General features: G+C 37.5%; 20 protein-coding genes, 1 tRNA gene and 1 other annotated feature. Of the genes, 16 read left to right on the top strand and 5 right to left on the bottom strand.

All coding sequences use genetic code 11. The features are described 5' to 3' along the window. Positions 1-115: 115 nt before the first annotated feature. The 5 genes from AC6R0T_RS10775 (at position 116) to AC6R0T_RS10755 (ending at position 5,575) form a co-directional block, all read left to right on the top strand. Entirely contained in the window at positions 116-964 is an 849-nt protein-coding gene (locus tag AC6R0T_RS10775) for a PRD domain-containing protein (RefSeq protein WP_303753409.1), read from the top strand. After that, entirely contained in the window at positions 964-1,281 is a 318-nt protein-coding gene (locus AC6R0T_RS10770) for a PTS lactose/cellobiose transporter subunit IIA (RefSeq protein ID WP_303753410.1), read from the top strand. Before AC6R0T_RS10775 ends, AC6R0T_RS10770 begins: the two co-directional genes overlap by 1 nt. 50 nt (positions 1,282-1,331) lie before the next feature. Further along, positions 1,332-3,026 carry a lactose-specific PTS transporter subunit EIIC gene (locus AC6R0T_RS10765; RefSeq protein ID WP_303753411.1) on the top strand — a complete coding sequence of 565 codons (1,695 nt, stop codon included), beginning with the start codon at positions 1,332-1,334 and terminating at the stop codon, positions 3,024-3,026. Beyond that, on the top strand, positions 3,007-4,413 hold the full coding sequence (gene lacG / locus AC6R0T_RS10760) for a 6-phospho-beta-galactosidase (RefSeq protein ID WP_303753412.1): 1,407 nt from the start codon (positions 3,007-3,009) through the stop codon (positions 4,411-4,413). Before AC6R0T_RS10765 ends, lacG begins: the two co-directional genes overlap by 20 nt. Positions 4,414-4,579: 166 nt before the next feature. After that, entirely contained in the window at positions 4,580-5,575 is a 996-nt protein-coding gene (locus AC6R0T_RS10755) for an LPXTG cell wall anchor domain-containing protein (RefSeq protein WP_526159360.1), read from the top strand. 162 nt (positions 5,576-5,737) lie between these two features. Here AC6R0T_RS10755 and AC6R0T_RS10750 read toward each other — a convergent pair. After that, positions 5,738-5,811 (bottom strand) — tRNA-Pro (locus tag AC6R0T_RS10750). A 149-nt stretch (positions 5,812-5,960) separates the two neighbouring features. On the opposite strand from AC6R0T_RS10750, the gene AC6R0T_RS10745 reads away from it, so the two are divergent. The 5 genes from AC6R0T_RS10745 to AC6R0T_RS10725 all read left to right on the top strand — a co-directional run bounded on the left by AC6R0T_RS10745 (position 5,961) and on the right by AC6R0T_RS10725 (position 10,210). Further along, on the top strand, positions 5,961-6,611 hold the full coding sequence (locus tag AC6R0T_RS10745; RefSeq protein ID WP_206903611.1) for a hypothetical protein: 651 nt from the start codon (positions 5,961-5,963) through the stop codon (positions 6,609-6,611). Positions 6,612-6,920: 309 nt separating this feature from the next. After that, the gene (locus tag AC6R0T_RS10740) at positions 6,921-7,850 is read left to right on the top strand and encodes a PLP-dependent cysteine synthase family protein (RefSeq protein ID WP_303753414.1); all 930 of its coding nucleotides are present in this window, start codon (positions 6,921-6,923) and stop codon (positions 7,848-7,850) included. A gap of 51 nt (positions 7,851-7,901) precedes the next feature. Further along, complete coding sequence (locus AC6R0T_RS10735; RefSeq protein WP_303753415.1) at positions 7,902-9,047, top strand: cystathionine gamma-synthase; 1,146 nt, start codon at positions 7,902-7,904, stop codon at positions 9,045-9,047. Continuing rightward, on the top strand, positions 9,048-9,692 hold the full coding sequence (locus AC6R0T_RS10730; protein WP_303753416.1) for a class I SAM-dependent methyltransferase: 645 nt from the start codon (positions 9,048-9,050) through the stop codon (positions 9,690-9,692). Positions 9,693-9,745: 53 nt separating this feature from the next. Next, a complete protein-coding gene (locus AC6R0T_RS10725; protein WP_206903615.1) occupies positions 9,746-10,210 on the top strand; it encodes an S-ribosylhomocysteine lyase in 465 nt (154 codons plus the stop codon). 285 nt (positions 10,211-10,495) lie between these two features. Here the strand turns inward: AC6R0T_RS10725 and AC6R0T_RS10720 are convergent, their stop codons facing one another. Then, complete coding sequence (locus AC6R0T_RS10720; RefSeq protein WP_206903616.1) at positions 10,496-10,924, bottom strand: acyl-CoA thioesterase; 429 nt, start codon at positions 10,922-10,924, stop codon at positions 10,496-10,498. 58 nt (positions 10,925-10,982) lie between these two features. Continuing rightward, positions 10,983-11,921 (bottom strand): aldo/keto reductase, encoded by a 939-nt coding sequence (locus tag AC6R0T_RS10715; RefSeq protein WP_206903617.1) that lies wholly within the window; start codon positions 11,919-11,921, stop codon positions 10,983-10,985. 340 nt (positions 11,922-12,261) lie between these two features. Then, positions 12,262-12,467: a binding site (T-box leader), on the top strand. A gap of 72 nt (positions 12,468-12,539) precedes the next feature. Between AC6R0T_RS10715 and aspS the strand changes: the two genes are divergently transcribed. The 4 genes from aspS (at position 12,540) to AC6R0T_RS10695 (ending at position 19,896) form a co-directional block, all read left to right on the top strand. Further along, on the top strand, positions 12,540-14,312 hold the full coding sequence (aspS, locus tag AC6R0T_RS10710; protein WP_303753417.1) for an aspartate--tRNA ligase: 1,773 nt from the start codon (positions 12,540-12,542) through the stop codon (positions 14,310-14,312). Between the two features lie 153 nt (positions 14,313-14,465). Continuing rightward, entirely contained in the window at positions 14,466-15,341 is an 876-nt protein-coding gene (locus tag AC6R0T_RS10705) for a YitT family protein (RefSeq protein WP_206903619.1), read from the top strand. 58 nt (positions 15,342-15,399) lie between these two features. Beyond that, positions 15,400-17,289 (top strand): acyltransferase family protein, encoded by a 1,890-nt coding sequence (locus tag AC6R0T_RS10700; RefSeq protein WP_230711285.1) that lies wholly within the window; start codon positions 15,400-15,402, stop codon positions 17,287-17,289. Positions 17,290-17,532: 243 nt separating this feature from the next. Then, a complete protein-coding gene (locus AC6R0T_RS10695) occupies positions 17,533-19,896 on the top strand; it encodes a phosphoketolase family protein (protein WP_303753418.1) in 2,364 nt (787 codons plus the stop codon). Positions 19,897-20,073: 177 nt separating this feature from the next. Here the strand turns inward: AC6R0T_RS10695 and AC6R0T_RS10690 are convergent, their stop codons facing one another. Then, on the bottom strand, positions 20,074-20,898 hold the full coding sequence (locus tag AC6R0T_RS10690; protein WP_303753419.1) for an NAD(P)H-hydrate dehydratase: 825 nt from the start codon (positions 20,896-20,898) through the stop codon (positions 20,074-20,076). A gap of 356 nt (positions 20,899-21,254) precedes the next feature. Between AC6R0T_RS10690 and pepV the strand changes: the two genes are divergently transcribed. Continuing rightward, positions 21,255-22,679 carry a dipeptidase PepV gene (gene pepV, locus AC6R0T_RS10685; protein WP_303753420.1) on the top strand — a complete coding sequence of 475 codons (1,425 nt, stop codon included), beginning with the start codon at positions 21,255-21,257 and terminating at the stop codon, positions 22,677-22,679. A 172-nt stretch (positions 22,680-22,851) separates the two neighbouring features. Continuing rightward, the gene (locus AC6R0T_RS10680; RefSeq protein WP_303753421.1) at positions 22,852-23,934 is read left to right on the top strand and encodes a hypothetical protein; all 1,083 of its coding nucleotides are present in this window, start codon (positions 22,852-22,854) and stop codon (positions 23,932-23,934) included. A 101-nt stretch (positions 23,935-24,035) separates the two neighbouring features. On the opposite strand, the gene AC6R0T_RS10675 is transcribed toward AC6R0T_RS10680, so the two are convergent. Continuing rightward, entirely contained in the window at positions 24,036-24,383 is a 348-nt protein-coding gene (locus AC6R0T_RS10675; RefSeq protein ID WP_303753422.1) for a PepSY domain-containing protein, read from the bottom strand. Between the last annotated feature and the right edge of the window lie 210 nt (positions 24,384-24,593).

The following is a 24,593-nucleotide window of genomic DNA, read 5'->3' as shown; positions in this document are numbered from 1 at the left end:
TGTAAATAAAGTGTGGATTGTTACTAATTCGATTAGGCAAGAACCGCAAATATAGAAATGGGTAGTTACTATCTTTTCTATATTTGCGGTTCTTTTTTTGTAAAGGAGTGATGAAATGTATGAAATTGCACAGGTTCTAAATAATAATGTCGTTATTATCTGGGACCACGGGCGACAAAAGGCAATTGCAATGGGAAAAGGCATTGCTTTTCAAAAGAAGAAGGGAGATTTCGTAAACAAAAATGAAATTCAAAACTTATTTGTTTTACGAAATGAACAATCCGAACAAAATTTTTCAGCGCTATTAAAGGATGTACCCATCGATTTTATTACGACAAGTTACGAAATTATTGAACATGGGAAAAAGAAGTACCAATTTCCTGTTCAAGAGTACATCTATGCGACACTGACAGATCATATTTATTTTAGCTATCAAAGAATTATGAATCATGAATATGTTGCTAGTATGTTGCCAGATTTAAGTCAGCAATATCCGATAGAGTATCAGATTGCTGAAGATGCTTTAAAAATTATAAAAAATAAACTAGCTATTATCATGCCGGCAGGCGAAGTTGCAAATATTGCTTATCATTTCATTAATGCAAGAGGCGTGACAAATGAAAGTCAATCATCAAGATTATCTCTGATAAAAGACACGTTAGCGGAGATTGGTCATTTTTTACAAGAAAAAGGTATTTCGCGTGAAGCAGATGGTAACTTGTATGATCGTTTAATGATTCATATTAAATACACGTTAGATCGAGAGCCAGATGAAATGAAAAGTGATGCTTTAGCAGAAAAATTTCGTGAGAACTTAATTGCTGAATATCCGCAAGCGTATCAAATTGCAGGCGAAATTTTTACCATTCTTATAAAAAAAGCCAACGTTACCCTTAGTTCAAATGAACAAGTTTATTTAACAATTCACCTACAACGATTATTACAAAGAAAGCAGGGAAAATAATGAAAAAAGATGAAGTTGCTATGATTGGTTTTGAAATTGTTGCCTATTCTGGCGATGCTCGTTCAAAACTTTTAATGTTGTTAAAAGAAGCCAAGTCAGGAAATTTTACAAATGTTACTGAAGGTATTGCAAGCGTTGATGAACTTTTGAAAAAAGCCCATGAATCACAAACACAAATGTTAGCAGCGGAAGCTGGAGGTGAGGAAGTAGATTTAGGCTTTATCTTTGTACATGGACAAGATCACTTAATGACTACATTATTATTGCGAGATATTGTCATGGATATGGTAGAGCTTTACCAACGTACCAACGAATAACAAAATAATGTTTTTAATAATGAGTAGGGTAAAATTTAGGAGGGAAAAAAATGAATAAGATTATTCAAACAATTGAAAAATGGAAACCATTTTTTGAAAAAGTTTCAAAAAATAGCTATTTATCCGCAATAAAAAATGGCTTTGTATCTTGTATGCCTGTTGTTATTTTCTCTAGTATTTTTCTTTTAATCGCCTATGTGCCAAATATTTTTGGGTTTTATTGGTCGGATAGTATAGAAGCTATGATTATGACGCCATACAATTTTACTATGGGATTTTTAGCCGTAGGGGTTGTTGCGACTACAGCTAAAGCATTAACAGATAACTTTAACCGCAATATGCCACAAACAAATCAAATTAATATTATTGCTCCAATGGTTGCGTCAATTTGTGGATTGTTATTGCTAGCAACAGATCGGCTTGATGGCGGGATTTCGACTGGCTACTTAGGTTCCAGCGGTTTGTTGGCAGCTTTTATCGTTGCATTTGTGACAGTAAATGTCTATCGCTTTTGTGTAAAGCGCAACATTACAATTCGGTTACCAGAAGAAGTGCCACCGAATATTTCACAAGCATTTAAAGATATTATTCCTTTTGGAGTTTCAATTATTATTTTTTGGTTATTTGACTTAGGTTTCCGTTCCGCTTTTGAAATGAATTTTGCTCAAGGTGTTATTACTTTCTTCCAACCCCTTTTTACAGCAGCAGATGGTTGGATTGGTTTAGCTGTTATTTATGGGGCAATGGCTTTCTTCTGGTTTATTGGTATTCACGGACCGTCAATTGTAGAGCCAGCTGTTTCAGCTATTTATTATGTCAATATTGCAGCGAATGTCAGTGCAATGCAAGCTGGTGATCATGCGGCCAAATTATTAACTCCTGGACTACAATATTTTGTTGCTACTTTAGGTGGAACAGGAGCCACATTTGTCGTACCTTTCTTATTTATTTTCTTTGCGAAGTCAAAAGCGAATAAAGCAATCGGTAAAGCAGCAGTTGTTCCAACTTCTTTTGGGGTAAATGAACCTATTTTATTTGGTGGACCGCTAGTATTAAATCCAGTCTTCTTTATACCATTTATCACAGCACCAATCGTGAATGTTTGGTTGTTTAAATTTTTTGTTGACATACTTGGGATGAATAGTTTTCTTTATGTTCTACCTTGGACATTTCCTGGACCAATTGGACTTGTCTTGGGAACGGGATTTAGTCCACTTTCATTTGTATTAGCAGTCGCATTACTTGCTGTAGATGCTCTAATCTATTATCCATTCTTTAAAGCTTACGATTTGCAGAGATATGAAGAAGAACAAAATGAAAGTGATAATGAAAAAAATACTATCGAAAAAAGTGATGAACCAATTGTAACTTTAGCTGCAGAAGAAGTGATTTCTGATGAATCGAATGTACTTGTACTATGTGCTGGTGGGGGGACGAGCGGGTTGTTAGCCAATGCATTAAATAAAGGCGCAAAAGAATTTAATGTAAAAGTTACGGCTGCTGCTGCGGCATGGGGAGCTCATCAAGATATGCTTTCAGATTACGATCTTGTTATCTTGGCACCACAAGTTGCAACAAACTTACCAGAATTACAAAAAGATTGTGAGCGTTTGGGAATTTCGTGTGTCGCTACAGAAGGAGTTGAATATATATCCTTAACGAGAGATCCAAAGAAATCATTAGAATTTGTATTAAATATTTTGAAAAATAAAGGAGGACAAACAGATGACGTTGTTATTGCCTAAAGAATTTATTTTTGGCGGAGCTACAGCAGCATATCAAGTAGAAGGAGCTACAACAGAGGATGGAAAAGGGCCTGTCTGTTGGGATGTATTCTTAAAAGAGCAAGATCGTTTTTCACCAGATCCTGCAAGTGATTTTTATCATGAATATCCAACTGACCTAGCTTTAAGTAAAAAATATGGGGTTGATGCGATTCGTATTTCGATTGCATGGACACGGATTTTTCCTAATGGTACTGGGAAAATAAATGAAAAAGGCGTTGCATATTATCACGCTTTATTTGATGAATGTTTGAAAAATGATGTCCAACCATACGTAACATTGCACCATTTTGATACACCTTTGGTTTTGCATCAAAATGGTGATTGGTTAAATTCAAAAACAGTTGATGCTTTTGTAGACTACGCAGACTACTGTTTTGCTGAGTTTGGTCATCAGGTAAAAAAATGGATTACTATTAATGAACCAGCTTCCATTGCTTTTGGCCAATATGTCGTAGGAAATTTTCCGCCTAATATTCAATACGATTTAGAAAAAGCAATTCAGTCTATGCATAATCAAATGGTGGCCCATGCCAAAGTAGTAAATCTTTTTAAAGAAAAAGATTACCCTGGCGAAATCGGTATTGTTCACATTTTAGAATCCTATTACCCTGCTGAAGATGCGGTAGAAAATTTGGCTGCGGTTAATGCCTGTAATGTTTTGTACAACCAATTTATGCTAGATGCAATTTATAAAGGCTATTACGATGATGATACAATGTTTGTCATTAATAAAGTTTTGGAGCAAAATCAAGGGAAATTAGAGATTAAAGCCACTGAACTAGCAGCGTTGGCAAAAGCGGCAAAACAAATCGATTTTCTAGGCTTGAACTATTATCAAAGTCATTTTGTTCGCCCTTTTTTAGGCGAAAGTTATATTCATCATAACGGTACTGGTGAAAAAGGAACCGCTGTTTTCCAATTAAAAGGGGTTGGAGAACGGATATATAATCCCAATATTCCTAAGACTGACTGGGACTGGGTAATTTATCCAAAGGGGCTTTATGATATGATGCTTTATATTAAAAACCGCTATCCAAATTATCAAAAAATCTATATTACTGAAAATGGCTTAGGGGATAAAGATCAAGTAATAAGTGGCAAAGTATCAGATCAAGCGCGTATTGATTACGTAACGGCTCATCTTAAAGCGATCGAAGAAGCAATTCAATCTGGAATTAGAGTCAAAGGTTATTTTATTTGGTCACTACAAGATATGTTTTCTTGGACGAATGGCTACAATAAACGGTATGGTCTATTTTATGTAGATTTTGACACGCAAGAAAGAATTCCCAAAAAAAGTGCAGCTTGGTGGAAAAAACTATCTGAAAAAACAAAGAACAGCTAAAATTTTTACTATTTTATAATTAAATAGAAACGTAATATAGAAAGAAAGTTTTCGCATAAAAACGAGAACTTTCTTTTTTTTCATAAAAAGTCTTTTATTTTTTTAAGTTAATGTTACAATTGTGTTACAAAAGAAATGTTTTTGTAAAAAATAAAAGTGAAGAAGTGTGATCAAAGTGAAAAAAGTATTGGGGATTTTGGCTTTCATGGCACTATTAACAGTTCCAAGTGCGTATGCCGCTGAGGAAAATACAGCTGCAAATGTGAATGAAAGTGAAGAAACACTAACCACCACAACGACTGAGCAGATGAGTACGACTCAAACGACAACATCTTTAGAGACGACAAGTGAAAAGACAACAGATACGACAACCAAAGCTGTTGAAGTGGGGGAAGCAATCAAAAATGGTATTGAAGAACAGACGGGAATTAAAGCTGTTGAAGCTAGTGAAACCGTTAATCAAAATGTAGTTGAAATTCGCAAAGCCTTAGCAAGTGGGCAATATGCTATTACGCCAGAAGAGTTGGCAAACTATACAGATGAACAGTTAGACGAAGCGTTGCAATTATTTACCCGCATAAATCAAGATTTTTATGGTATGGATTTAGGTGCGTATGTACGTCTATTAACAGCCTTGTATCAAGATAAAACAATTGCTGTGTCATCAGCACTTGCAGCTTTAAGTTTTGATGCGACCGGTTTATCTTTGTCGGAGTTGAAAAACCAAGTCGATGCATTAGAAAATTACTTGCAAACTGTTTATCCAGCCAATAGTAGCTTTATTTCAATTCGGCAGTTAAGCCATGATGAACTGCTTGCGATTTTAAATTTTATAACACCACTACAAGAAAAAATGTTGGCAGAAGAAGGGCGATTTTTCCCCGGCATTATTGCTTGGGTTGCCCGCTATGCCTCTGAAGGAATCCCGCAAGCCCGCAATGAATTGGTGAAGCCTGTGACGACGAATGCGACCACAGAAACAACCTCTGCTACTAATGAGACGACAACGGAATCTTCTGTAACTAAAAAAGAAGATAATAAAAAAGAACAAACTGGAATTTTACCAAAAATGGGAGACAATCCGATGTTTTATGTTTCAGTTATAGGGATATTGGTAATTATTAGCGTTACTTTCATTTTTTACCGTCGCAAAAAGAAATAGACATTTTATAGCTAGAAAATAAAATATCCTTGGGAAAAAACTGGTAAAAACAGTTTACATTCACAAGGATATTTTTTTTGAGTGATTATTCAATTTATAACTACGGACATGATTTTGATAACTAAAGTAGTCAGAGTAAATGGATGAATTAAAAAAATAGAATCGGGAAAACAGGATTTGAACCTGCGACCCCTTACTCCCGAAGCAAGTGCTCTACCAAGCTGAGCTATTTCCCGTCAACGATTACTACGTTACTGCTAAAAGATAATTTTTGCAAAAGAAAAGGTCAAGTGTTTCGTAAAACGACTTAGCATCATGACAGAGTGCAAGTCATCAGTTATACTAATTAAAAGTCATCTTTTCTAAAGGGACTAAGGAGGTTTTTATGGATTTTGCCAATCAAGATTTTGCATATTACGAGCGCACCATTGCATTGATGTATCGCAAGTTTTTTATGAAGCGGATTGTATTATCACTTTTAGCACTTTTGATTATTGTTATTTACAGTCTTATTTTTAAAGATCATTTACTTGTAAATGGTGTTATTGTCGTCATACTTTTAGGGGTAACTTTTCTACTGCTACAAAAGCTGCAGGAATTTCCCAAAGTTTATGCTGACTTTTTAGCACAAAATAATCCGACAGCTGAAATTATTCAAATTGAAGAAGCGGAATATACGTATAATGTCAAAAAAGATAAGCAATTAATCGTTGCGATTAATAAAAAAGGGGCGCGTAACTTACCTGCTAGTAATAAGCAATATACTTTGTTAGTCGGATTTGCGAAAAACTTTTTTACACTGCAGCCTTTGGAGCTTTACTATTATGATATGTTGGAGCTGACTTATGAAGAGAAGTTTCGGTTAAAACGCAATGGTTACAGTAACGTGCCTAGGTTTTTACGCCGTTTTACTTGGAGTAATTTGAAGGCTACAGCTGGTAATGGTGTGAATTTCATTTTAGGAAATCTGTTTTTCTTATTTATTTTATATCGATTACTGCGTTATTTATGGCGCTTTGTTCAAATGTTGTTTTGATTGTTATTTAATAATTTACTTATTGACAGCAAATGTTGTGGATGGTAGATTTGTATCAAATTTTAAGAAAAGGGGTCAGGCGGACATGGCACAGCGAACTGTTTTAGTTGCAGATTGTTGTTGTATGGTGCAAAAAATTGCAGCATACCATTTTGTCATGCCTATTAATAGACCTAGTTTCTAAAATTTGTCGTAAATAATTCTGCGTGCACCAGAGTATATTTGCAAATATTTTTAGACTTTTCGAGGTACTGATTAATAGTCAGTACCTCTTTTTTTGTTTTCAACGTCAAATTAAGGAGTAAAAACATGATAGTAAATCAGATTGATGAATTGATCGGCAACACGCCAATGATACGGTTTACCAGTAAACAATTGCCGTTGCCTTTAGGGACAGAAATTTTTGCAAAACTGGAGTTTTTAAACCCTGGCGGCAGTATCAAAGATCGCTTGGGGCAATTTCTAATTCAAAAAGCGCTACGAAAAGGAGAACTGCAAGTAGGGGGGACGTTGATTGAGCCGACAGCAGGTAACACCGGAATTGGGTTAGCGCTAGCGGCGCAACCGTATAATATTCAAACCATTTTTGTAGTACCAGAAAAATTTAGTTTGGAAAAACAAGCGTTAATGCAGGCATTGGGGGCTGAAATTGTTCATACGCCAACAGCAGCTGGCATGAGTGGTGCAATCAAAAAAGCCAAGGAATTAGCAGCAGAAATTCCTAATAGTTTTCTGCCATTGCAATTTGAAAATAAAGAAAATCCCCAAGCTTACTATGAAACCTTAGGCCCAGAAATTGCGGCCGAGTTTCCAAGTGGGTTGACGGCTTTTGTAGCAGGAGTCGGCTCAGGGGGCACTTTTGCTGGAACAGGCGCTTACTTGCAAGAAAAATATCCTGAAATTTTGTTGTATGGTGTAGAACCAGTGGGCTCTATTTTAAACGGTGGAAAAAGTCATGGTCATGAAATTGAAGGCATTGGGGTAGAATTTATCCCGCCATTTTTTGAAGCTTTAACAATCAGTGGCTATGAAACCATCAGTGATGACTTAGGATTTTCTTATACGCGTAAATTAGCCCAAACCTTTGGTATTTTGGCTGGCAGTTCCAGTGGCGCGGCTTTAGCAGCGGCAGTGAATGTGGCCCAAAAATTGCCTGCTGCTAGTGTGATTGCCACAATTTTTCCTGATGCAGGCGATCGCTATTTATCAAAAAAAATTTACAGTCGGACAAATTATTAAAAAGAACTAACAGTAAAAATTTATCAAAAGAAATTTTGAGGAGGAAATTTTATGCATCTCAATACGAAACTTATTCATGGGGGTATTAGTACAGACCCTGCTACAGGGGCTGTTAGTGTCCCAATTTATCAAACATCTACTTACAAACAAGATGCTGTTGGTAAACCAAAGGGTTATGAGTATTCTCGCTCAGGAAATCCTACTCGATTTGCCTTAGAGAAATTAATTGCCGATTTAGAAGGTGGGGTAACAGGTTTTGCCTTTGCTTCTGGTTTAGCAGGTATTCACACCGTTTTATCTTTATTTAACCCTGGAGATCACATCTTACTAGGAGATGATGTTTACGGCGGCACGTTTCGTTTGCTGGCACAAGTTTTTGAGAAGAATGGTTTGACCTATACAACAATTGACACGAGTGATTTAAGTAATATTGCCGAAAATGTTCAAGCAAATACGAAGGCCCTTTACTTGGAATCTCCTAGTAATCCACTTTTGAAAATCACAGATATAAAAGGCGCTGCGGCATTAGCCAAAGCCAATAATCTTTTGACAATTGTGGATAATACATTTGCTACACCGTATTTTCAACAACCTTTAAACTTAGGGGCAGACATTGTGGTGCATAGTGGCACGAAGTATTTAGGAGGACATAGTGACGTCGTTTCTGGTTTAGTGACGACGAATAGTCATGAATTAGCAGAAAAAATCGGCTTTTTGCAAAATGCGATTGGAGCAGTGCTAGGACCCCAAGACAGTTGGTTAATGCAACGGGGAATAAAAACTTTAGGCGTGCGGATGCGCGAACATCAGCGTAACGCTTTAAAAATAGCTGAATTTTTACAAAATCATCCGGCTGTTGCTAAAGTTTATTACCCGGGTCTTAGCACACATCCGGGTTTTGAAATCGCAGAAAAACAAATGCAAGGCTTTTCCGGCATGGTTTCTTTTGAACTTTTGGCAGAAGAAAAAACGACAACATGGGTAGAAAGTTTAACTTTATTTACCCTTGGTGAAAGTTTAGGTGGTGTTGAAAGTTTGGTCGAAGTTCCTGCAGTAATGACCCATGCATCCATTCCCAAAGATAAACGAGAAGAAGCAGGGATTAAAGACGGCTTGGTCCGTTTATCAGTGGGCTTAGAAGATCAACGAGATTTATTGGCAGATTTAAAATTAGCCTTTGAAAAGGTGGGATTGTAAATGGGTTTGGAGTTTATGCCGATTTTTAAAGAGTGGGCTGGCGCATATGATGATACAGTGGCAGGAGGCGATCGTGAATACGCCGAGGTCTTTTCAAACTATAATGAGATGTTGCACATGATTGCTGAAAAGTCAGGGCAAACTGTGTTAGAATTTGGCAGCGGTACGGGTAATTTAACTATTAGTTTATTAAATGCTGGTAAAATTGTTTACCCAATTGAACCATCAGCTGAAATGCGAGCGCTGGCCCAAAGTAAGCCTGAACTTGAAAAGGTGGATTTTTTGACTGGCGATATGGAAGATTTTCCTGTGCCAAATGATAACATCGACACAATCGCCGCGAATTTTGTTTTCCATCATTTAAATGGCATAGAAAAAAAACAAGCGCTAAAAAAATACGCCACACTTTTACCTAAAGGTGGCAAAGTCATTATTGGTGATACGATGTTTGTTTCGCAAATCCGCTTTGATGATGTAATTACAGAGGCTGTGAAGGCTGAAAAATTAACACTCGCTGCTGATTTGCAACGAGAATACTATCCTTTATTACCAGATTTAGAAAACTATTTCCATGAAGCTGGTTTTGCGGTAAAATTTTGGCAGATTAACACCTTTGCCTGGATTGCCGAAGCTGTAAAAAAATAATGCAAAAACTTCCCCAAAAATTCAGGAAATTTAAATGAAAAGGAGTAACAACAATGAAGATGAATGTTGAAAGTTTCAATTTAGACCACACAAAAGTAAGCGCACCTTATGTTCGCGTTGCTGATCGTAAAACAGGGGGCAATGGCGATACGATTATTAAGTATGATGTCCGTTTTAAACAGCCCAATAAAGAACATATGGAAATGAAAAGCTTGCATTCTTTGGAGCATTTAACAGCCGAATTAATTCGAAATCATGCCGATTATATTGTAGACTGGTCCCCGATGGGATGCCAAACCGGTTTTTACTTAACGGTTTTAAATCATGATAATTACGCTGAGATCTTAAGTGTTTTGAAAAAAACGATGGAAGATGTATTAGAAGCGACAGAAGTGCCTGCAAGTAATGAAAAACAATGTGGCTGGGCAGCTAATCATACGCTGGAAGGTGCTAAAAGTTTAGCCCGAGAATTTTTAGCTAAAGAAGATGAGTGGTCAGAAGTTTTTGCTACAAAATAAAAAAGTTAAGCTCAAGCTCTTAGCCGTTCAGAGCTTAAGTGAAAAACACCGAGATCAAGGACGTTATTTCCTTTATCTCGGTGTTTTGGTTTCAATCAGAAGATATAAAGTTTTCCCGTGAAATTAATTGCAGCTGTATCCGTGGCTGTTTCACAAACTAGCACTTTAAGAAACAAGGCGAAATTTCCAAAAAATTAAGCAACAATTTTAAAAAAGTTCTGATCTTATCTCTCAGGGCTGAAGGATTTTTTCGATTTTTCTAGCTAGTCCTTTTTTAATAAATTTTTAGAGGGCTGTATAATCACTGAATAGTTGGTGAAAGGCTGGGTTTGCTTTTTTTAAGTGGACCAAACGCCCGGAATCTCCTTGCAAGAAGCAGTGTTGACTGTCACCTGTCGTCAAGATTTTACTTTCATCTGTTACAGGTGTAATACGATACGCAAAATTTAGACGGGTACCGGTATATTTTTCTACTGAAACATGAATTTTTACCGTATCACCGTAACGAATCATATCTTTATACTGACAACTCACCCCAAGTACCGGGACGATAATGCCGCTTGCTTCTAAAATGTGATAAGGCAGCCCTAAGTGTTCCAATAAATCAACACGAGCTTCTTCAAACCAACGTATATAATTGGAGTGGTGGATAATTTGCATTTGGTCGGTTTCATAATAATGGGGACTGCGGACATATCCTGAATATTTCTCCATAGTTGCTCCTGTCTTTTTTTATTTAGCATAGCAGTCTTTTATAAAAAGTACCAGAATATTAAAAACGGAATAAATCATCAATTAATTCATAATCGTCATTGTTGAGGCGAATGTCTGTTGCTTTTGCATTGGCACGCATTTGTTCTTCATTGCGAGCACCAGGAATCACAGCAGCAATATGGGGATTTTTCAAATACCAAGCCAAAACTAATTGTGAAACGGTGGCATCGTTACGGTGAGCGATAATCTTCATCTCTTCCATTGTGGCGATAATTTTTTGATAACGTTCGCCGGTAAAATCGGCTTTTTTACTTCGCGGGTCTGGAGCAGAAAATTTTTGATCCGCTGTATATTTTCCTGATAGCAAACCAGAAGCTAATGGGAAATAAGGGATAAAGCTGATTTGGTGTTTGTCTAAATAAGGAAACAATTCTGTTTCGGCTTTACGGTGTAATAAATTGTAATTGTCTTCAACAACATCGACATAATTGTCTAAATTTGCTTCTTTTACTTGCGCTAAAGAAAAATTAGAAACACCAATAGCCCGAATTTTACCGGCTTCTTTTAATTCATGTAAAGCTTTTACAGCTTCATTTTTTGGTGTAGTTTCATCTGGGAAATGAATGTAAAAAATGTCAATGTACTCTGTTTGTAGGCGTTGTAGAGCATCTTCTACGGCATTTTTTAAAAATTCGGGACGATTGTCCATTTTGTCTTCGTTGCCAGGAATATGGGCAGCTTTGGTCGCGATAATCACGCGAGCTCGATCAAATTCATCTTCTTGTAGAACTTCACCGATTAATTTTTCCGATTGACCCAAACCATAAGCATAGGCTGTGTCTAGCATGGTGACACCATTGCGTAGCGCAGTGCGTAAAACCTCTTTGCCCACTTCGTCATCTAAATTTTTGAAAAGGTTATGCCCACCAATTTTATTTGTGCCAAGTCCTAAAGTTGATGCGTAAACTTGTGATTTACCAATTTGTACATCTGCCATGAAAAAGACCTCCTGTATGTTTACTTTTCTATCTTTACTTTAGTCTAAATCAATCTGACAAAAAGCTGAATTGAAACGTCTTGTGTAAAATTAATTTCTTATGTTCCTAGTTAAAAAGAGGAAAAAAAGCTAGCTGCAAGCACTAACTCTTCGTAACAATAAGTCGAAAAGTCGAAATCTTGAGAAACTTGCGGAACAATTTTCAAAAATTTCACGTTTATTTTTTGGGAACTAAACAAGGTTTACTCAGCATTTTTTCATCGCAGTCCGTCATTTTTTTGAAAAGCTTTTTGAAAAATCTTGACATTTTCACGTAATTCTAGTAGCTTAACAGTAATAGTTAAAATCAGTGAAAGAAAGAGTAGCAGATAAGTCACTTTTTAGAGAGAACTACCTTGGCTGAAAGTAGTTTAAGTCTTATTTGTCAAAGACATTCTGGAGATGAGCGCGTGCAAAGCCGCTTCCGTTTCACCAACGTTATCGGTGTTGAGGAAAGTTTAACTTTCAAATTTAGGTGGTACCGTGGACTAACAATTCGCCCTTGTTCTCACAAGGGCTTTTTTTGTTTTTCAAAAACTGCCAATTACTGATTAAAAAAGTGTCTATGGAGGGTAAAAAATGGCAAAACGAACTGTGTATTGTGGTTTAGTTTCAAAAGCAGAATTAGAACAAACAGTTACATTAAAAGGTTGGGTTCAAAAACGTCGTGATTTAGGTGGCGTAATTTTTATTGATTTGCGTGACCGAGAAGGTATCGTGCAAGTTGTCTTCAATCCCGAATTATCAAAAGCAGCTTGGGAAATTGCTGACAAATGTCGCAGTGAATACGTAATTGAAGTAACGGGTAAAGTTATTTTACGGGATGAAGCAGCAATTAATCCAAAAATGAAAACCGGTGAATTCGAAGTTATCGCAAGTGACATTACAGTTTTAAACAAAGCGAAGACACCGCCCTTTGCAATTGAAGACGAGCAAGAAATTAGCGATGAAATTCGGATGAAAAATCGTTCAATTGACTTACGTCGTCCAAAAATGACACAAAATATTATCATGCGTCATAAAACTACCCAAGCAATTCGTCATTATTTAGATGAAAATGGCTTCTTGGATATTGAAACGCCTTACCTTGGTAAATCAACTCCAGAAGGCGCACGGGATTATTTAGTTCCTTCTCGGGTACACCCAGGACATTTTTATGCATTACCGCAATCACCACAACTATTTAAGCAACTATTGATGAATGCTGGATTTGATCGCTATTATCAAATTGCCCGTTGTTTCCGGGATGAAGATTTACGGGGCGATCGACAACCAGAATTCACCCAAGTAGATATGGAAATGAGTTTTCTAACAGTTGAAGAAATTCAAGATTTAACGGAAGGCATGATCGCCCGCGTGATGAAAGAAGTTAAAGGCATAGATGTAAAATTGCCATTTCCACGCATGACTTATGATGATGCGATGAATCGTTATGGTAGTGATAAACCCGACACTCGTTTTGAAATGGAATTGGTGGACTTAGGCGATGTTGTAAAAGATGTCGATTTCAAAGTTTTCCAAATGGCACTAACTTCTGGTGGTGTGGTTAAAGCATTAAATGCCAAAGGTGCTGCCAGCAAATATTCACGCAAAGATATGGACAACTATGCGCATTATGTTAGTCAATTTGGTGCCAAAGGATTAGCCTGGGTGAAAGTGGAAGAAGATGGCTTAAAAGGTCCAATTGCTAAATTCTTAACCGAAAAAGAAGCAGAAATTATAAAAGCAACAAACGCGCAAGTTGGAGACTTGCTTATGTTTGGTGCCGATCAATTTAACGTAGTCACGGCTGCTTTGGGGGCTGTTCGTAATAAAATGGCCAAAGAATTAGGGCTAATTGATGAAAGTAAATTCAATTTCTTGTGGATTACAGACTGGCCACAATTTGAATACAGTGAAGAAGAAGGGCGCTATGTTTCTGCGCACCATCCATTTACTTTACCAAAAGAAGAAGATATTCAATATTTAACAACCGACCCAACTAAAGTATATGCCCAGGCCTATGATATTGTTTTAAATGGTTATGAATTAGGTGGCGGCTCGTTGCGTATTCATGAACGTGAATTACAAGAAAAAATGTTTGCAGCATTAGGTTTTGGTCGAGTAGAAATGCAAGAACAATTTGGTTTCTTACTAGATGCCCTAGAGTACGGATTCCCACCACTTGGCGGTATCGCATTAGGCTTAGATCGTTTTGTTATGTTGTTGGCAGGAGAAGACAATATTCGCGAAGTCATTGCCTTTCCAAAAAATGGGAAAGCAGCCGATCCAATGACGCAAGCACCAAGCACGGTTTCACCTTTACAGTTGTTTGAATTAAGTATTGATGTGACCGCTACAGAAGAAGACTAAAAGAATCTTAAAAGGACGCTCACTTTGGTGGGTTGTCCTTTTCTTTTTGGGCTAGACTTCGTATAATGTACACAGCGAGAAGAAAGTTGAATTATTGTGTTGTGCATTGATTTGGCTGGCCTCTTAGTTAAAGGCATAAGGAGCTTTTTTATCATGAAAAATATTGCGCAAAAAGTCAATTTTACTGACTATTTGCAAAAGTTTTCGTTTTCAGTGGTTTACGCAATTTTAGCCTCAATTGCGGTGAACTTTTTTTACCAGCCGGGGAAAATTTATTCTAGTGGGATTACTGGGGTAGCCCAAATCATCACGACGCTATCTAAAGATTTATTAGGGTTTCATCTGCCGGTTTCGGCAAATTTATTGATTTTAAATCTGCCATTATTTTTAGTTGGCTGGTATAAGGTAGGCCATAAGTTTACGATTTTTACCGGGATTACAGTTATATTGACCTCACTGTTTATGCAGATTATGCCAGAAGAAGTTTTAACTACAGATCCAATTGTCTGTGCTATTTTCGGTGGTGCCGTCATGGGAGCTGGAATTGGCTATGCACTAAGAAGTGGTCTATCTTCTGGGGGCTTGGATTTTGTCAGTATTGCCATCCAAAAAAAGACCGGTAAGACGGTGGGATCAATTTCCATTATCTTTAATATTTTGATTATGTTTGCTGCAGGCTTACTCTTTGGCTGGCAATATGCTTTATATAGTGCCATCGCTATTTTTGTTAGTGGCAAAGTCACTGATGCCGTTTTTACCAAGCAAAAGAAAATGCAGGTGACCATTATCACCCGTCATCCAGATGCGGTTATTCATCATATTCAAGATAAAATGCGCCGGGGAATTACTATTATTAATGAGGCAGAAGGCGCTTATAAACACGATAAACAGACGGTGCTTTTAACTGTGTGTACACGCTTTGAGCTACCGTTATTACGACAGGCTATGCGTGAATCTGATCCGAAAGCCTTTGTGAGTATTGCCGAAAATGTTCAAATTTTAGGACGTTTTTATGAAGAAGAATTATAAATAGCAAGATAAAAAAGGAAATAATCTACAAGAATTTATTTTGAAAAGTGGCGAAGTCATGGAACAAAAAACAAAACGAAGATACATTACCGGCCTTGATGGTGTGCGCACCTTGGCTGTTTTAGGCGTTATCTTTTATCACCTTTTGCCTGATAAAGTAAAAGGTGGTTATTTAGGGGTAGCGATATTTTTTGCAATTTCAGGTTATTTGATTACCGATCATTTAAATCAAGAGTGGCAAGCAACGGGGAAGATTCGCTTACTGACCTTTTACAAAAAACGATTAAAGCGTCTGTGGCCCAACTTAGCGTTGGTAATGGTGCTTTCCACTGCGTATATTACGTTATTTCAACGTAACCTCTTGAATAATTTACGAGGCGTATTTTTTAGTAGCCTATTATTTTTCAATAACTGGTGGCAAATCAATAATGGCGCTTCTTATTTTGACCGCTTCAACAATGAATCGCCTTTTACCCATATTTGGTACACCGCTGTTGAGGCTCAAAACTATTTAATTTGGCCCATTATATTTATTATATTGATGTTGCTTTTGAAAAAAAGAGGGAAGATTTTTATTGCCATTGTGATTGGTGCTATTGCTTCGGCAATCTGGATGGCGATTTTATTTAAGCCTGGTAGCGATCCAACACGGGTGTACTATGGTACGGATACCCGTGTCTTTGGAATTTGGTTAGGTAGTGCGTTAGCATTCATTTGGCCTTCGAATCATTTAAAAGAAAAAATTCCCCGCGAAGCCAAACGCTTATTAAATGGGGTGGGATTAGGTTCTTTACTCCTTTTGATTTTGAGTTTCTTTTTCTTAAGTGATCAAAGTAAATTTTTGTATTATGGCGGCTTCTTTTTAATCAGTATCTTATGTGTTTTGTTGCTGGCCGTCGTGGTACATCCTGGTGCCAGCTTAAACAAATGGCTTACCAATCCGATTTTTAGCTACATTGGCAGTCGGAGCTATTGGATTTATTTGTATCAATATCCGGTCATGATTTTTTATGAAGCAAAAATAAAAAACTTAGCAGACAATGTTTTGCTGCACACGATAGTTGAAATCTTTTTAATTATGCTTTTGAGTGAACTATCGTATCAGTTCTTTGAAAAGCCATTAAAAAACTTTGACTACAGTAAAACTTGGCAGACAGTCAAAGGCTGGTTTAAAAAACCAATCTTAAGTCGCCAGAAACCAGCGCTAATCCCAACTATTGCCATCTTAGCAATTACACTGGTAGGTTTAGTTATTGCGCCGGTAAATCACGTAGATGCTAATCAGCAAAGAATGAAAGAACAGATCTTAGCCAATCGCAAGATTGCCGCTGAATCGAAAAAAACTGCAAAAGAAAAGACAACTGAAAGCTCAACTAGCGGAAGTCAAGATAAAGAAGCCACCGCAAAACAAGCAGAACAACATTTAGAATTAGCCAAGAAATATGGTGTCACAGACCAACAAGTAAAAAAATCTGATGCGGCGAAATTTACTTTCTTTGGTGATTCGGTCATGTTAGGCGCAGCAGCAGGTTTAAATGAAATGTTCCCGAATTCAGTAGTAGACGCTGAAATTAATCGGCAGGTCTATGCTAGCGTAGATTTACTGCAAAAACTAAAAGATGATAAATTGTTACATGATACAGTCATTATTGGTCTTGGAACCAACAGTCCATTTACAGACCAACAATTTGCCGACATTATGAATGTAATGGGGAAAGACCGCAAAGTTTACTGGATCAATATGCGTGCCCCGACTGTTCGAACACAAGGCACAGTTAATGCAGCTTTGACCAAAATGGCAAAGCAATATAAAAACTTAACAATCATTGATTGGTATGATTATAGTATCAACCATGGTGAGTGGTTTTATGAAGATGGCACCCACATCAATCCAGATGGGTTAACCAGTTATGTAAAACTAATGGTGGACAGTTTAATTAAAGCCTAAACTGAAATAAGAAAGAAAACTCCTTTTATCCAAGTATTTATCAGTATTAACTGATCAGCTTGGTAAAGGGAGTTTTTTACTTAAGTGATAAAGACGTTGAAAACATCTTTATGAATGGATTGTGGTACCATTAAATGGTAAACAGCTTTGACAAAAGCCAAGAAAAGAGATGTACTTTTTAAGTAATAAGCGTATCTTTACTAAAGAAATCTAGCAGAAAACTTAATTAAAAGGAGCATAACAATGACAGTAGATTATGATTCAAAAGCTTATTTAGCAAAAGTTGATGCATGGTGGCGTACGGCAAATTATATTTCAGTTGCACAAATATATTTAAAGGACAATCCGTTACTTAAAGATGAACTGACCAAAAAAGATGTTAAAGTTCACCCCATCGGTCATTGGGGAACAATTGCAGGTCAAAATTTTATTTACGCCCATTTAAATCGAGTAATCAATAAGTATGATTTGAATATGTTCTACATTGAAGGTCCTGGTCATGGCGGTCAGGTAATGGTTTCAAATTCTTATATTGATGGAAGTTATTCAGAAATTTATCCAGAAGTTACGCAGGATGAAGCTGGTTTAAAAAGACTGTGCAAGATTTTCTCATTTCCAGGCGGGATTGCTTCTCATGCAGCACCAGAAACGCCAGGTTCTATTCATGAAGGTGGCGAGTTAGGTTATTCGTTGTCCCATGCAACAGGCGCTATTTTAGATAATCCAGAAGTTATTGCCGCTACCGTCGTGGGAGACGGAGAGGCAGAAACAGGGCCGCTAGCAACATCGTGGTTTTCAAATGTCTTTATTAATCCAGTTAATGATGGGGCTGTCTTACCAATTTTACATCTAAATGGGGCTAAAATTTCTAATCCGACAATTTTGTCGCGAAAAACAGATGAAGACTTACAAAAATATTTTGAAGGAATGGGTTGGGCGCCTATTTTTATCAGTGGCGATGATCCTGAAACTCTACATCCACAAATGGCTAAAGTCATGGATAATGCCATCGAAAAAATTAAAGAGATCCAAACAAAGGCGCGTCAAGGTAAAGCTGAACAAGCGGTCATGCCGCATTGGCCTATGATTATCTGTCGCACACCAAAAGGCTGGACCGGGCCAAAAGAATGGGATGGCGAGGCAATCGAAGGCAGTTTTCGGGCGCACCAAGTTCCTATCCCAGTTGATGGTAATCATATGGATCATAGTAAGGCACTGGTTACATGGTTAAAATCATATCGTCCAGAAGAATTGTTTGATGAAAATGGAACAATTAAAGCTGAAATTCGTAAAATAGCTCCCAAAGGAAAAAAACGAATGTCAGCCAATCCAATTACAAACGGTGGTCTTGATCCGCAACCATTAAAAATAACAGATTGGCATAAGTATGCTATTGATACGACAACCCCTGGTGCAATAACCGCCCAAGATATGATTGAATTTGGTAAATTTGCGCGGGATTTAATCGTAGCTAACCCGCATAATTTTAGAATTTTTGGTCCAGATGAAACAAAATCGAATCGCTTAAATGAAATATTTGATGTCACAAATCGCCAATGGTTGGAACCAGAAAAGCCTAAATATGACGAATGGTTAGCACCAGTTGGACGAGTAATTGACTCGCAATTGTCAGAACATCAAAGTGAAGGATTCTTAGAAGGGTATGTATTAACAGGAAGACATGGATTTTTTGCCTCCTATGAAGCTTTCTTGCGTGTGGTGGACTCTATGATTACCCAACATTTCAAATGGATGCGTAAAGCCCATGAACAATCTTGGCGAAAACAATATCCTTCTTTGAATTTGATTTCTAGTTCGACTGCCTTTCAACAAGATCACAATGGCTATACCCACCAAGATCCGGGAATTTTAACGCATTTAGCTGAGAAAAAACCGGAATTTATTCGGGAATATTTACCAGCTGATACCAATACCTTAATGGCAGTAATGGCAAAAACACTCGCCTCGGCAGAAAAAATCAATTTAATCGTGTCTTCTAAACATCCCCGTCCGCAGTTTTATTCGGTGGAAGAAGCAGAAATATTGGTGAAAGATGGCTTGAAGATTATTGAATGGGCCTCAACAGATGGAGATGAAAGTCCCGATGTTGTCATTGCCGCAGCAGGTACTGAACCAAACTTGGAAGCTTTAGCAGCGATAACGATTTTGCACAAAGAATTTCCCGACTTGAAGATTCGCTTTATCAATGTTGTTGACTTGTTGAAATTACGTCATCCAGCTGTTGATAAGCGGGGCTTAACGACAGAAGAATTCAACAGTTATTTTACCAAAGATAAGCCAATCGTATTTTGCTTCCACGGTTATGAAGGTTTGATTCGCGATATCTTCTTTGATCGTGAAAATCGTAATCTACACATCCACGGCTATCGGGAAAATGGCGATATTACAACGCCCTTTGATATGCGTGTATTCTCTGAAATGGATCGTTTCCATGTTGCACAAGATGCTGCACGGGCAGTTTATGGTTCTAAAAGCGCTGAATTTGTCCAAAAAATGACAGATACACTGAATTATCACCACGACTATATTCGTGCTAATGGCGTAGATATTCCAGAAGTTGAAAACTGGCGCTGGGAAGAATTGTAGTCGTAATAAATGAATTGTACAGAAGTATCTTTTTTTGTGATGTATAAATAAAAAAGATAAGACCAAATTGTACCGACCCCCAAAAGTTAGACAAAAATCTAACTTCTGGAGGTCGGTATTTTTTATTATTAGTCCAGTCTTTTTTTTGTTTATTGGAAAATGAAGCGAATAAATTAGTTAATTACTGAAATGGTGCATGTACCGAGGGATAGCGGCACTGATAGTTGTCGGTAAAACGACGTAATTTTTGGCAGAAAGCAAATCACCAATGTAGCTATGAAGATAAACAGCGGCGCAAACAGCAGCCTCTTTTGCTGCAAATTGTGCTAGAAAACTTGTAATAATGCCAGCTAATGTGTCACCGGTACCACCGGTAGCCATGGCGGGATTACCTAAAGGACACCGATAATTCTTTTTGTTTGTATAAATTTCTGTACGGTGGCTTTTGACAACAATTGTGGCAGCTAATTTTTTTTGATAGGTGTGATTGGTTATTTCATTTTGATCTGCAATAGCAATCCCGCTTAGACGTTGCCACTCCATTTGATGAGGGGTGAAAACAGTCTTGTCAGGGTGAGGCAGCGTTAATTTTTCATGGGCGAATAAACTGATAGCCGATCCATCAATGACTAGCCACTGTTTTTCTTGTCGGCTCAAGACAAATTTTAATAAAGCGAGACTATGTTCTTCTAATCCGAGACCAGGGCCAATTAAGAGAACATCAGCACTTTCAATAATTGTACGCAGAGCTTTTGGTTCGTTCCAATCAAGTACCATGACTTCAGGTAAGCGGGCGTGAAGAGGAGCGTGATTTTCTTTTGCGGTAATGACTGTTACCAGACCTGCTCCACTTTTAAGACAACTTTCTGCACTCATGATTATGGCGCCACCGTACTGGGCATTGCCGCCAATTAAAACTGCACGACCAAAAGTTCCTTTATGGGAAATTGCAGGTCGCTTTTTTATAACGGTCGTTAAAATTTCTTCAGTTAAAGTCTCCATTTTTTACTCCTTTGGTAGTTATTGACAGTTTTTTAAGCAGTGTTGTTTGAAAATTGTAAAACCTACTTGCTATGATGAAAAGTAAGTAAAATTTTGCGTGAAATACGCAATAAGTTTCTTAGAATTTTAAAATGAATAGGAAAAAATTTATTGGGATTAATTTTTTTGTTAGATCTTCTTTTAGTTCATTATAACGAATCTTTTCCCCCTTACCAAAAATCAATCGCCATCCTTTGTCAAAAAGCCTTTAAAAGTGGTATGATGGTTGGGAAAATAACGAAGCTTTATACGAAGACAAACGATTTTGAATACACCTATTTAAATCTAAGTCGCGTAATCGTCAGGAGGAAATGCAGATGGAAATCAATTGGCAAAAAGAAGTCGAAGCTAGAAAAGACGACTTATTAAAAGACTTATTCGACTTACTTCGCATTAACAGTGAAAGAGATGACAACAAAAAAACAGCGGATGCACCCTTTGGCCCTGGACCACGAGATGCTTTAAAACATATGCTGGCTTATGGTGAACGAGACGGATTTACAGTTAAAAATGTTGATAACTATGCTGGTCATATTGAATTTGGTGAAGGGGACGAAACCCTTGGTATCTTTGGCCATATGGACGTGGTACCAGCTGGTGATGGTTGGCAAACAGATCCTTATGAACCAGAATTAAAAGACGGGAAAATTTTTGCCCGCGGTTCTTCTGATGATAAAGGGCCAAGCATGGCAGCTTATTATGGTATGAAAATTGTTCGTGACTTAGGATTGCCATTGAGCAAAAAAATTCGTTTTGTTGTTGGTTCTGATGAAGAATCAGGCTGGGGCGATATGAATTACTATTTTGAACACGAAGAAAAACCAGATTTTGGCTTTTCACCAGATGCTGAATTTCCAATTATTAATGGTGAAAAGGGAAATATTACCTTAGGGGCACATTTCCATGGCAATAATGAAGGGGAATATCGCTTGAAGAGTTTTGCTGCCGGGCTAAGAGAAAACATGGTTCCTGGTGCAGCAAATGCCAAAGTTATTCTGCCAAATGACAAAGCAGCCCTAGAAATGGAAAAAGCGTTCTATGACTTTGTAGAAAAAAATCCTGTTACAGGAACAATTACAGTTGAAGGCGTGGAAGCTTCATTGGAATTAGTGGGTAAAAGTGCCCACGGTGCTAGCCCACAATCTGGGATAAATGCGGGAACTTTCTTGGCATTATTCTTAGACCAATTCAAATTTGGTGGCGGAGCAAAACAATTCTTACACGTAGCAGGCACGATTATTCATGAAGATTTCTACGGTGAAAAATTAGGCGTAGCTTATGAAGATGAAAAAATGGGCAAACTTACGATGAATGCTGGTTTGTTTGCTTTTAAAGAAAGCACTGACGGTTTCCAGGCTGATAATTTTATCGCCATGAACTTCCGGTATCCAAAAGGTATCACAGCAGAAGGTTTGGAAATTTCAATTGATGGTAATTTAGGTATGCAAGGTGCTTCTATTACCCATAACGAACGCAATATGTTACCACATTACGTACCAGAAGATGATCCATTGGTAGCGACATTATTGTCAGTCTACGAAGATCACACTGGTGAAAAAGGTCATGAAAAAATCATTGGTGGTGGCACCTATGGCCGCTTGTTAGAACGTGGCGTAGCTTATGGGGCAATGTTCCCAGGGTATGTGGATACCATGCACCAAGCAAATGAATTTATGACATTAGACGATTTATTGCGTGCAACAGCCATATACGCCGATGCGATTCATCGCTTGGCAAAATAAAATTAAAAATTAAGAGGTTAAAATCTTAGCCTGTTTGTTTGAAAACACTGGGACAAAAAGAAGATGTACTTTTTAAGTAAAGCTGCATTTTATTGCGTTTGAATTTGCGCAAATCATTTTTGTTCGGGTGTTTTTCTTTTATTTATGAATTTTGTCGGGAAAGGAGGATTAGATGAAAAAGCGTAGCTGGTTTGTTTTAGGAATTGTGTTGATAGCATTATTAGGCGGGGTTTGGTATACAAAGTATCATCAAGAAGAGTCAGCGCTACTGAACACGCAGCGGACCAAAACACAGCAATTGAAAATTATCGAAGCTTATCCTGCTGTCTTTCAAGCTTTAACCAAACAAAAAGATGAAAAAGAAAAAATGTATCCTATTCCTGGCTTGTTTACAGGTGAGAGTATTAATTTAAAAACAGGGAAGAAAGAAACATGTCATGATCTAACGCCCCAAGGAATTGCGGTCAGCGGCACTGAAATTTATATCAGTGAATATTGCCACTTGCATGAACATCATTCTGTGGTACAAGTTTTAGATCGCGCAACCAAAGATTGGGTACAGACGATTATTGTGCCAGGTAAACCACACTTAGGGGGCCTAGTTTATCGCGCCAAAGAGCAACAGCTTTGGCTGGCTACTGAAACAAAAAAACATGCTAGTCTGTCCTTATTGTTAAAAGAAACGATGACAGCTTATGATGCTAATCTTAGTCTGCGGCCCATCAAATATGATACCGTCATCCCAGTAGGAGATATCCCTAAAGCTTCACTTTTAGCCTATTTGGATCCGTTTTTAGTCGTGGGCTATTTTTCCAATCATCAGCAAGGTAAATTAGGTTTATTTCCTTTTGCTCCTAATGGGGATTTAATTTCTGTTGTTAGTAAAACACAAAATTTAAATGATTTAGGTTCAGTAGATAATTTACAAACAGAGGATACAGAGAAAATCTTGAAAAAAATTCAAGGGATTACCTATTGGAAAAATTATATGCTGATGTCCCAATCTTTTGGCAGTCACAATAGTAAACTGTATGTTTTTGACTTGCAAGATACAGTCGGTGGTTTTAGCCCAGCCTCTGCTAAATTGATTTTAGATTTTCCACCTTATTTGGAGCAAATTACAGCAGATGGGGATGATTTGTTTGCGATGTTTGAAAGTGGCGCCAAAGCTTACCGAAGCCATACCAATAAAAATGTCGAGTATGCTTTACAATTAGATATAAAAACATTGTTGCAATCTTTAATAGCAAAATAAAGCACACTCCACATTTAAACGGGCGACAAAATAAAAACGACTACAGTGCCCACAGGCATACGTAGTCGTTTTTTAGTTGGGCAAAATGCACCCAATGATTATTAGTCGCTAATTTTCACACGTTTAACATCTAAGACCGTTCCGGTTTTTGCATCGGCCAAAAATTCATAGGTCACTAACTGCTCGTCTTCTAAACGTGTAATGCCACCTTCGTAGCCTTCTGAATGAATGGCGAACTTTCGTAAAGGTTGTTTCTCGAAGTTAATCCAAGAACCTTCGATTGGACCTTCTTTTAAAAACTCTTCTTTTACGATTTGCAACACATCATCTGCGCGCAATGTTCTTTTTTTTTGCAGCCAAAAGGCAGAAGCCATCCCGCCAACTAGACCAACACCCATTCCCAGCGCCAGTCCGCCTTTAAAATATGAAAATTCATTTTCGTTGTTCATTCGGCGCCCTCCTATACTTTTTCATCCAGTAATTTCGGTTGTTAATTTCCAGAGCGTATCTTCTTTCATTATCCACTTTCATTTTATCACAAAGTAAAAAAATACATAGAAAAAACTACTTTCGAAACGAATGGATTTTGCTTAGGATTTGTTATGCTATAATAGGCACGTAAAGATTTTTTATGAAAGAAGGGTTAGCCTCCGGGCGTA

Source organism: Enterococcus sp. S86.2, assembly GCF_059834485.2.
This window is presented reverse-complemented; position numbering and strand designations above follow the sequence as displayed.

What these genes read in the sequence shown, in the direction of transcription:
- AC6R0T_RS10720 (WP_206903616.1), bottom strand. Translation starts at nt 10,924, where the DNA reads ATGGAGAAATATTCAGGATATGTCCGCAGTCCCCATTATTATGAAACC.
- AC6R0T_RS10690 (WP_303753419.1), bottom strand. Translation starts at nt 20,898, where the DNA reads ATGGAGACTTTAACTGAAGAAATTTTAACGACCGTTATAAAAAAGCGA.
- AC6R0T_RS10730 (WP_303753416.1), top strand. Translation starts at nt 9,048, where the DNA reads ATGGGTTTGGAGTTTATGCCGATTTTTAAAGAGTGGGCTGGCGCATAT.
- AC6R0T_RS10745 (WP_206903611.1), top strand. Translation starts at nt 5,961, where the DNA reads ATGGATTTTGCCAATCAAGATTTTGCATATTACGAGCGCACCATTGCA.
- AC6R0T_RS10765 (WP_303753411.1), top strand. Translation starts at nt 1,332, where the DNA reads ATGAATAAGATTATTCAAACAATTGAAAAATGGAAACCATTTTTTGAA.
- AC6R0T_RS10735 (WP_303753415.1), top strand. Translation starts at nt 7,902, where the DNA reads ATGCATCTCAATACGAAACTTATTCATGGGGGTATTAGTACAGACCCT.
- AC6R0T_RS10775 (WP_303753409.1), top strand. Translation starts at nt 116, where the DNA reads ATGTATGAAATTGCACAGGTTCTAAATAATAATGTCGTTATTATCTGG.
- AC6R0T_RS10680 (WP_303753421.1), top strand. Translation starts at nt 22,852, where the DNA reads ATGAAAAAGCGTAGCTGGTTTGTTTTAGGAATTGTGTTGATAGCATTA.
- AC6R0T_RS10705 (WP_206903619.1), top strand. Translation starts at nt 14,466, where the DNA reads ATGAAAAATATTGCGCAAAAAGTCAATTTTACTGACTATTTGCAAAAG.
- lacG (WP_303753412.1), top strand. Translation starts at nt 3,007, where the DNA reads ATGACGTTGTTATTGCCTAAAGAATTTATTTTTGGCGGAGCTACAGCA.
- AC6R0T_RS10675 (WP_303753422.1), bottom strand. Translation starts at nt 24,383, where the DNA reads ATGAACAACGAAAATGAATTTTCATATTTTAAAGGCGGACTGGCGCTG.
- AC6R0T_RS10695 (WP_303753418.1), top strand. Translation starts at nt 17,533, where the DNA reads ATGACAGTAGATTATGATTCAAAAGCTTATTTAGCAAAAGTTGATGCA.
- AC6R0T_RS10700 (WP_230711285.1), top strand. Translation starts at nt 15,400, where the DNA reads ATGGAACAAAAAACAAAACGAAGATACATTACCGGCCTTGATGGTGTG.
- AC6R0T_RS10715 (WP_206903617.1), bottom strand. Translation starts at nt 11,921, where the DNA reads ATGGCAGATGTACAAATTGGTAAATCACAAGTTTACGCATCAACTTTA.
- AC6R0T_RS10770 (WP_303753410.1), top strand. Translation starts at nt 964, where the DNA reads ATGAAAAAAGATGAAGTTGCTATGATTGGTTTTGAAATTGTTGCCTAT.
- AC6R0T_RS10740 (WP_303753414.1), top strand. Translation starts at nt 6,921, where the DNA reads ATGATAGTAAATCAGATTGATGAATTGATCGGCAACACGCCAATGATA.
- AC6R0T_RS10725 (WP_206903615.1), top strand. Translation starts at nt 9,746, where the DNA reads ATGAAGATGAATGTTGAAAGTTTCAATTTAGACCACACAAAAGTAAGC.
- aspS (WP_303753417.1), top strand. Translation starts at nt 12,540, where the DNA reads ATGGCAAAACGAACTGTGTATTGTGGTTTAGTTTCAAAAGCAGAATTA.
- pepV (WP_303753420.1), top strand. Translation starts at nt 21,255, where the DNA reads ATGGAAATCAATTGGCAAAAAGAAGTCGAAGCTAGAAAAGACGACTTA.